General features: G+C 36.7%; 8 protein-coding genes. All 8 read right to left on the bottom strand.

Annotation, left to right across the window (positions count from 1 at the left end; genetic code table 11):
* Window positions 1-56 precede the first annotated feature (56 nt).
* Complete coding sequence (locus ACI4WO_RS07795; RefSeq protein WP_439806994.1) at window positions 57-320, bottom strand: hypothetical protein; 264 nt, start codon at window positions 318-320, stop codon at window positions 57-59.
* Window positions 321-322: 2 nt separating this feature from the next.
* Complete coding sequence (locus tag ACI4WO_RS07790; RefSeq protein WP_439806993.1) at window positions 323-787, bottom strand: hypothetical protein; 465 nt, start codon at window positions 785-787, stop codon at window positions 323-325.
* Window positions 788-982: 195 nt separating this feature from the next.
* Window positions 983-1,201: a hypothetical protein gene (locus tag ACI4WO_RS07785; RefSeq protein ID WP_439806992.1), complete on the bottom strand. Its 219-nt coding sequence runs from the start codon at window positions 1,199-1,201 to the stop codon at window positions 983-985.
* 134 nt (window positions 1,202-1,335) lie between these two features.
* The gene (locus ACI4WO_RS07780) at window positions 1,336-2,976 is read right to left on the bottom strand and encodes a minor capsid protein (protein ID WP_439806991.1); all 1,641 of its coding nucleotides are present in this window, start codon (window positions 2,974-2,976) and stop codon (window positions 1,336-1,338) included.
* Window positions 2,966-4,462 carry a phage portal protein gene (locus ACI4WO_RS07775; RefSeq protein ID WP_439806990.1) on the bottom strand — a complete coding sequence of 499 codons (1,497 nt, stop codon included), beginning with the start codon at window positions 4,460-4,462 and terminating at the stop codon, window positions 2,966-2,968. The genes ACI4WO_RS07780 and ACI4WO_RS07775 overlap by 11 nt, the downstream gene beginning before the upstream one ends.
* A gap of 17 nt (window positions 4,463-4,479) precedes the next feature.
* Window positions 4,480-5,736, bottom strand: a complete 1,257-nt coding sequence (locus tag ACI4WO_RS07770) for a PBSX family phage terminase large subunit (RefSeq protein WP_439806989.1) — start codon at window positions 5,734-5,736, stop codon at window positions 4,480-4,482.
* Window positions 5,726-6,148, bottom strand: a complete 423-nt coding sequence (locus tag ACI4WO_RS07765) for a terminase small subunit (protein ID WP_439806988.1) — start codon at window positions 6,146-6,148, stop codon at window positions 5,726-5,728. Before ACI4WO_RS07765 ends, ACI4WO_RS07770 begins: the two co-directional genes overlap by 11 nt.
* A 61-nt stretch (window positions 6,149-6,209) precedes the next feature.
* Window positions 6,210-6,422: a hypothetical protein gene (locus tag ACI4WO_RS07760; protein WP_439806987.1), complete on the bottom strand. Its 213-nt coding sequence runs from the start codon at window positions 6,420-6,422 to the stop codon at window positions 6,210-6,212.
* Window positions 6,423-6,579 lie beyond the last annotated feature (157 nt).

The following is a 6,579-nucleotide window of genomic DNA, read 5'->3' as shown; positions in this document are numbered from 1 at the left end:
TCAGATCCTTTCTTGTTTAGAGCATAAGAAAACCGCCTTTTTATGGGCGGTTTAATTTATGCTGTTTTTCCAAGATATTTTTTTGTATTTTCGGTTTGCTCAAATGTCAATCCTTCTGATGTTTTTTTTATTAAAAGTACTAAAGGCATAGGTGTATCATCTAATAATCCGCTCGTTCCTTTGGTTTTATCATAATAAGAAAGTGCGACAAAATTTTTGCCCCAACTCTGTGACATTGACTTTGCTTTATCAAAATCCAATGAATTATCTATGCAAAAAGCTTTAATTTCATTAACCCATTCATCAAATAACTTACACATAATCATTCCTCCTTTTCAAATGTCGCATAATTTCCTTTGGAATCATAAATTACGCTTGTTTTATGATTAAAACACTGTAAAACTGCCTTATCACCTGATGATGCGATCAAGCAATTATAATCTGTTCCAGGATGTGTATGCCCACTCCATTTATACCCATTTTCAGCTAATTTTTTTGCATCTTCAACAGTTATATTAACGCTATAGCTGTTACCACGAATAATCAATCGCTCATTGCCTTTGGTAAACATAGCAAATTCATGTCCTGTCTGAGCTGTTAATGCTGATAAATCAGCCATATTTACTGATTTTTTAGGCACTGTAATACGACTGTCAAACCCGGGGAGTAAATTAAGAAGTTTTTTCTGTCGATTATTCAAATCTGTACCAAACATAAGAATAGCGTTAGGATTGCCTTTCCCTGTGTGTTGCTGTTCTATCGGCAATTCAATTGCGTTAATACTCATATTTTTCACTTCCCCTACTTTTATTATACCACTTCCACCCGATTTGTCAACAGTTCAATGCACCTCTTTCGAGATGCTTGTAAGCGTATTCAAGGGTAGCATTTCAAATGTGACCCTTTTTTGAGTGTTAAACTGCCAATTTATCAGACGCCGACAGCAAGCGGCAATTAAAAGCAATCTGTGCTCTAGAACACGTTACCACGTCTCTTTTGACTGGCGTTCCAATGCGTATGTAGTAAGATTTCCGCAATAAGCACAATAAATATCGTCATCAGCGTATATTCGCTTTTCACAATTTACTGTTTTGTTTGCCGAACAACGATTAGGAGCTTTTTCAAGTACTATTCCGCACTTTGTGCAGTAGTTTTCAAGTTCGGTATATTCTTTACTGCATTTTGGGCATACTTTTTTCATATTATTGCCACCTTTCTTGAATAAAACCGCCTTTTTATGGGCGGTTTAATTATTATTCTTTTGTTCAATTTCTTTTATCATTTCGTCAAGTCGTTTTGAAGCTTCTTCGTTTGAGCCATCTAAAATTGATTTATTTACTTCTTCCATTCAAAAAATCCTCCTTTTTCATGTTTGTCTAAAAATTTATCAACTATTTTTCTATATTCACTATCAGAACCAACCTTAATATTATTTTTTTCAAGCCTCTGTAATTCTTTCAACATTGATAATTTTTCTATTTCAAATAACTTGGTTAATGATTCAATGTTACCATTATTTTTTACGATAGTAAGCGTTTTAATACTGTCATTTGCTATAAATTCAACAACATCATTAAAGGAATAACTGCTGTTCCTCGGATGATTATGCATAACAAATAAATCCTTACCATACAACGAACTACCAAAGTCAAGTTTATCGTCAGAACCTATAAATTCTTTTCGATTACTCAAATTGCTATCGAATACAAAAGCAACTTCCTTATTATCATTGTTATCACGAGAATATTTCAAAAGTTCCTGATGCTGACTCTTAATAAATTTACATTGTTCATCTGTATATCCAGTAATATTAACATTCTGAACTTTTTCAATAGATTTATCAGTAATAGCCGTAATTGGTTTTTTACTGCTTTCCTTTATTATACCACTTCCACCAGAATTGTCAACCTGTTTATACTTTTTCAGTCCCTCTTTTGAACCGCCCTCAGCAAAAGTTTTCTTCCATTCCTGATAGCTCATATCAGCAGGAACATAATATGTATTTCCGTCTTTATCCCTTGCCTCACGCTCCGCTGTTTTTCCAAAATCATCATCAAAATACGGAACAGTAGTTGAACGGCAGTAAACGTGAAAGGGAGGTGCTGTTACACCCGGTTCAAATTCTTTCACAGGGAAAACTTTCCCATCAAGATTCTGGCATATTTCAGAAGTATGAGAGTCTATCGTTGCGACAATTTCATACTGTTCAACATCAAGTTCATTGAAGCATTCTTTTTGTGCCGCTGAACTGAAATAGGCTTCTTCCGTCATAACAAGCCGCCCCGCATTGTTTTTGGAAGCATTCATTTTCTTTGAAATGGCGTCAATTGCTTTTTGCGGATCAGCACCAAGCAATATATTTTGCGAAAGTTCATTGTGAACTTCATTTATCAATTTTTGCTTACTGCCCCAAATCCTTTCTGAAAAATTCTTCCCGTCTACCGCCCACGGCTTAGAAAGGACCTTTTCAATTTGTGATTGATTCAGTCCTGTAATATCCCATCCTATATTGAAGCCCTTTTGAAGTTCATAAGCCGTATGATAATATCCGCTTTCAAATATATTTTTCATACTGTCAGTAACAGTTTCAAGCTGCTTTGAAAACATTACTTCAAGACTTTGCTGTGTTCTGATTTTCAGTTCTTCCAGACTGGAAATATGATATTTTGCAGAAGCGTTTTCAAGCTCTTTTATCCATTTTCCATTTAAAGCATTTTCTTCCCCGTATTTTATGTAATCATTAACATCCCATTTAAATTCTCTTAATTCGTCAGCAGCAAGCATTTTTCGGGCTTGTGCCATACTCACATTATTATTATCAGCAAGGCGCTGATACCATACTGCAATTTTTCCCTCAATTTCTTTTTGAGCCTGTCTGTACTGTTTTTCGATTTCTGCAAAGGTATCTGTGCCCTTTTGGTTCTGTGCTTGTTCAAGCTGTTCAAAACGCAGCTTCCAGTATTCACTATTCTTCATTCAGCACACCGCTTTCATTTCCCGGCTGTCTTGAAGCAAAGGGATCGTATTGCTGCTTTTGAATTTCTTCCTGTTCTTTCTGTTTCTGTTTTTCCAGTCGTTCAAGTTCAGCCTGCGGATCATCAACCCACGGGTGCTGACCGACTATGGTTTCATCAGACAGTATGCCAACAGAAGCCTGACAATTGGAAATTGCTTCACTTTCGTTTATAAGAATGTCCCGGTTGAAAATTATATTAACTTCCTCATTATCAAAATTGCCCTGACCAGTGTTGAAAAGATGAGCGTTGATAAACCAAAGGATTTCTTCAAAAGCTGCCTGCAGCTCAGTTTCCATATCATTGGCATCCAAATCTATATCAGAATACATTGACTGGATATTCATCTGATTAGGATTTCCGGAAAGCCTGTCGTCTTTGGCATCATATCCCATTCCATTTTCTATCAGGGCTTTCTTGAATATTTCAATAACAGCTTTGTAATTATCAGCATTAACTGTTACTTCAAGAGTTTCAACACCGCCCTTTGTCTCTCCGTCATATCGGACTTTTACTGCCCCGAATGTCGCAAGATTTTTTCGAAATTCCCCTAAATTCTGCCCGTCAAAATTTTTCAGTACAAGTATTGTATTTCGTGCGTCTTCCTGCATATTATTTTCAAAGTCCGAAAGCATTATGTTGATGCCGTCCTGAAGACTTTTTACTCTTTTCAGAAGCGGAATTTCATTTTCATTGTACTTTAACGGAATCAAGGGGATTTTTTCCCAGTTCATGGCAACGCCGTTATTTATAACATAGGAACAGTTCTGCTCTTCTATAGACGTATCAGGAATTAACCTGCCGCTGTCCAGAACATAGCAATGAATCCCCTGCATATCAAAAATCTCAACCTTTTCAATAACGACAGGATTTGTTCCCTCATAACCCGATACCAGATATAAGCGAACTGCACAATCAAGCATTGTATGTTCGCTGTCTTTCCAGAACGGAAGAATTTCATAGCCCGGGAACAGCCGGAAGGAAAATTCTCCTGTTTCATTGTAATAAGGATAAAGCCAGGAAATACCGCCGTTCAATGCAGATTTCCCGGCGTTTTTAAGGGTTTTCATAAACCGTTTGTTGAATATCTTTTTAAGAAGTTTGATATATTGTTCATTTTTACCCTCAATGACAAAAGGCTGCCCTAAAAGATAATTTGCCTTTTGGTTTACCAGCTTCCCGTACTGATTATCAATAATACGGTTGTTCGGGAGATTGTCCACCTCCTGCAATTTGCCGTCTTCACCAATCATTGTCCTTTTTCGGGATAAAATATCGTGTTCATTTTCGTAATACAAATGCCCTTTTATCTGCATAATACGCCGGGGACTGTTTTTCCATTCAGCAATTTCCCTTTCAATAAATTCTTTGTCAGACATTCGGCTGTCTGCACCCTGCAAAATAAGATTTGAAATCCTTGCTGTCATGTTATTTATAAAATCAAACATTCATTTTCACCTCGTTTCTAATCAAAGCTGAATGCAGAGCTGTTACTGAAGTCTTCAAGAGCGTACCTCATAGCATCCATAAGATGGTTAAAATCATCAATAGGCTTATTTATCTTTTTACCTGTTTTTCTGTCCGTGTCCCACGTATAATTACTGATTTCAGTAATAAAATTAACGCATCTGGGATGTATGATAATATGAAAATCCTGAATATAGTCAATGCCGCTGTTAATGCTGTCTCTGCCTTTTCGTGCTTCTCTGATATGCGTCAATCCCAGGTCATAAAGCCTGTCAATACTTTTAGGTTCATGATCGGCTCTTATTTTTTCTTTGGAATAACCGGCTTTAATAACTTCTTCAGCGATCTTCTCATTGCTCATACCTCTCTGATAAATTTCATCAAATACCCAAATAGTTTTTGAATGCGTATCAATTAAACCGCAAAATAACGCTGTAGGGTCATTTGTATAACCGAAATCAAGACCAAATGCTGACCTTACTGATGAGATGGTACGTATTTCATTGATATCAAAGGCTTTTTCTTCCCAGTTTTCATATATAAGACCGTCAACTATACCCCACTCACCAAGACCGGCAACACGATAACGGCGCGGATTTTGCTGTTTCATTGTTTCAAAGACCTTTTTATCAGCATCATCCAGCCATTCATTACACATATAGTTAGTTGTCATAGCAAGGGTTTCACTATCAGGATTATCAAAAAAGCGTGCTTTAATCCAGTGATGTTCATTCCACGGATTGAAAGTCAGGGTGATTTGTTTGAATAACCCTGTTTCTGCTGGAATTGCTCCGCGAATTGATTCGTCAAGCATATTGAAATCATTTTCAGAACTGATTTCATAGGCTTCTTCTATCCAGCACCAACACAGATATCCATGTTCAACAGTTATTGATGTAACCTTCAGCGGATCATCAAGACCGCGAAAATAAATTTTTTGTCCGGTAGGTTTATAAGTCATTTCAAGCGGACTTTCCTTGATATCCCAGAATTCCTGACACCCCAGACGGTTTACAGCCCACTTTAATTCAGTAAAACAGCTGTCTTTGAGAGTACGGAAAGTTTTTCTTATGACCAGCAAATTGGCGTCTTTATATTTGACAATGTTGACTATATACCAGAGAGCCGTTGTTTTGGATTTCTTGCTTGCACGGCTGCCCTTACAAACTCTGTAACGCCCTTTCCAACGCCAGAAAGTGCCGTACCCTTTGCCGACAACATCGGGAAGTTTTATTCTGTTGTTTTTAATCTTCAAGATCCTCTTCTCCCGATATTACTACAGGTACAGAACCTGAAACATTGGTATCTGTCTTTGTTGTATACCCGTGTTTAGACATCCATAACCCCGCCAGCTGCGAAGGTATCATCTGTAATTCAAACTTTTTTCTGGCATCAACTTCACACTCCTCTTTCATACGCGTAACGATGTCAACATATTTCGGATTATCTCCGTAATATTCATAAAATGCAGCACGGGAAATTCCTGCAAACACACAAAATCCCTCAATCGTGTATGTTATGCTGCGTTTTAGTTCTTTACTGACAAATTCGGAATTCTTAGAACTGAAATCATGGGTAAGTACCATCTGATTGTCACAATCTGCTTTGTATGCTTTCCATGCTTCTTCTAATTGTTTTGCACTCTTGAATTTGCGCTGCCTGCCCATGAATTCACGTCCTTTCATTTGGGTATAAGAAAACCGCCCTCAGTTGAAAGCGGTTTTAAGATTATTCATTTTCTTCTTTATCCGGAAATTTCTTTTTTAGTGCTTCAAATGTTGCGGAATCAATTATAATTTCCTTTTCGATTTCTCCGACATATGCATAATATGAAGAGCATTTACCGGTAACAATGTCTTTATTTGAACCAAATAACTTTAAATCTTTTACATCAAATGCAAAATTATTGCCATTTAAATTTCCCCAAAAAGTTTCAGCCATTATCTATTCCTCCTTTCAAAGATTATGTATTTATTATAACTTATATGAGATACTATTTCAATTGACAAAATTTACAAAAATTTCCAAATAATTTGTATGCAGAAACCATCGCCTTTTTGGACAGTGGAATGCTATCAAGGAAGACAAAAAATGATTA

It is taken from the genome of Porcipelethomonas sp. (genome assembly GCF_051893655.1).
Taxonomy (GTDB): domain Bacteria; phylum Bacillota; class Clostridia; order Oscillospirales; family Ruminococcaceae; genus Porcipelethomonas.
Note: the sequence above shows the minus strand (reverse complement) of the source record. Positions and strands in the feature narration are given on the sequence as shown.

Excerpts from the sequence above, each read along its gene's own strand:
- ACI4WO_RS07775 (WP_439806990.1), bottom strand. The coding sequence starts at position 4,462 with ATGTTTGATTTTATAAATAACATGACAGCAAGGATTTCAAATCTTATT.
- ACI4WO_RS07780 (WP_439806991.1), bottom strand. The coding sequence starts at position 2,976 with ATGAAGAATAGTGAATACTGGAAGCTGCGTTTTGAACAGCTTGAACAA.
- ACI4WO_RS07765 (WP_439806988.1), bottom strand. The coding sequence starts at position 6,148 with ATGGGCAGGCAGCGCAAATTCAAGAGTGCAAAACAATTAGAAGAAGCA.
- ACI4WO_RS07795 (WP_439806994.1), bottom strand. The coding sequence starts at position 320 with ATGTGTAAGTTATTTGATGAATGGGTTAATGAAATTAAAGCTTTTTGC.
- ACI4WO_RS07790 (WP_439806993.1), bottom strand. The coding sequence starts at position 787 with ATGAGTATTAACGCAATTGAATTGCCGATAGAACAGCAACACACAGGG.
- ACI4WO_RS07785 (WP_439806992.1), bottom strand. The coding sequence starts at position 1,201 with ATGAAAAAAGTATGCCCAAAATGCAGTAAAGAATATACCGAACTTGAA.
- ACI4WO_RS07760 (WP_439806987.1), bottom strand. The coding sequence starts at position 6,422 with ATGGCTGAAACTTTTTGGGGAAATTTAAATGGCAATAATTTTGCATTT.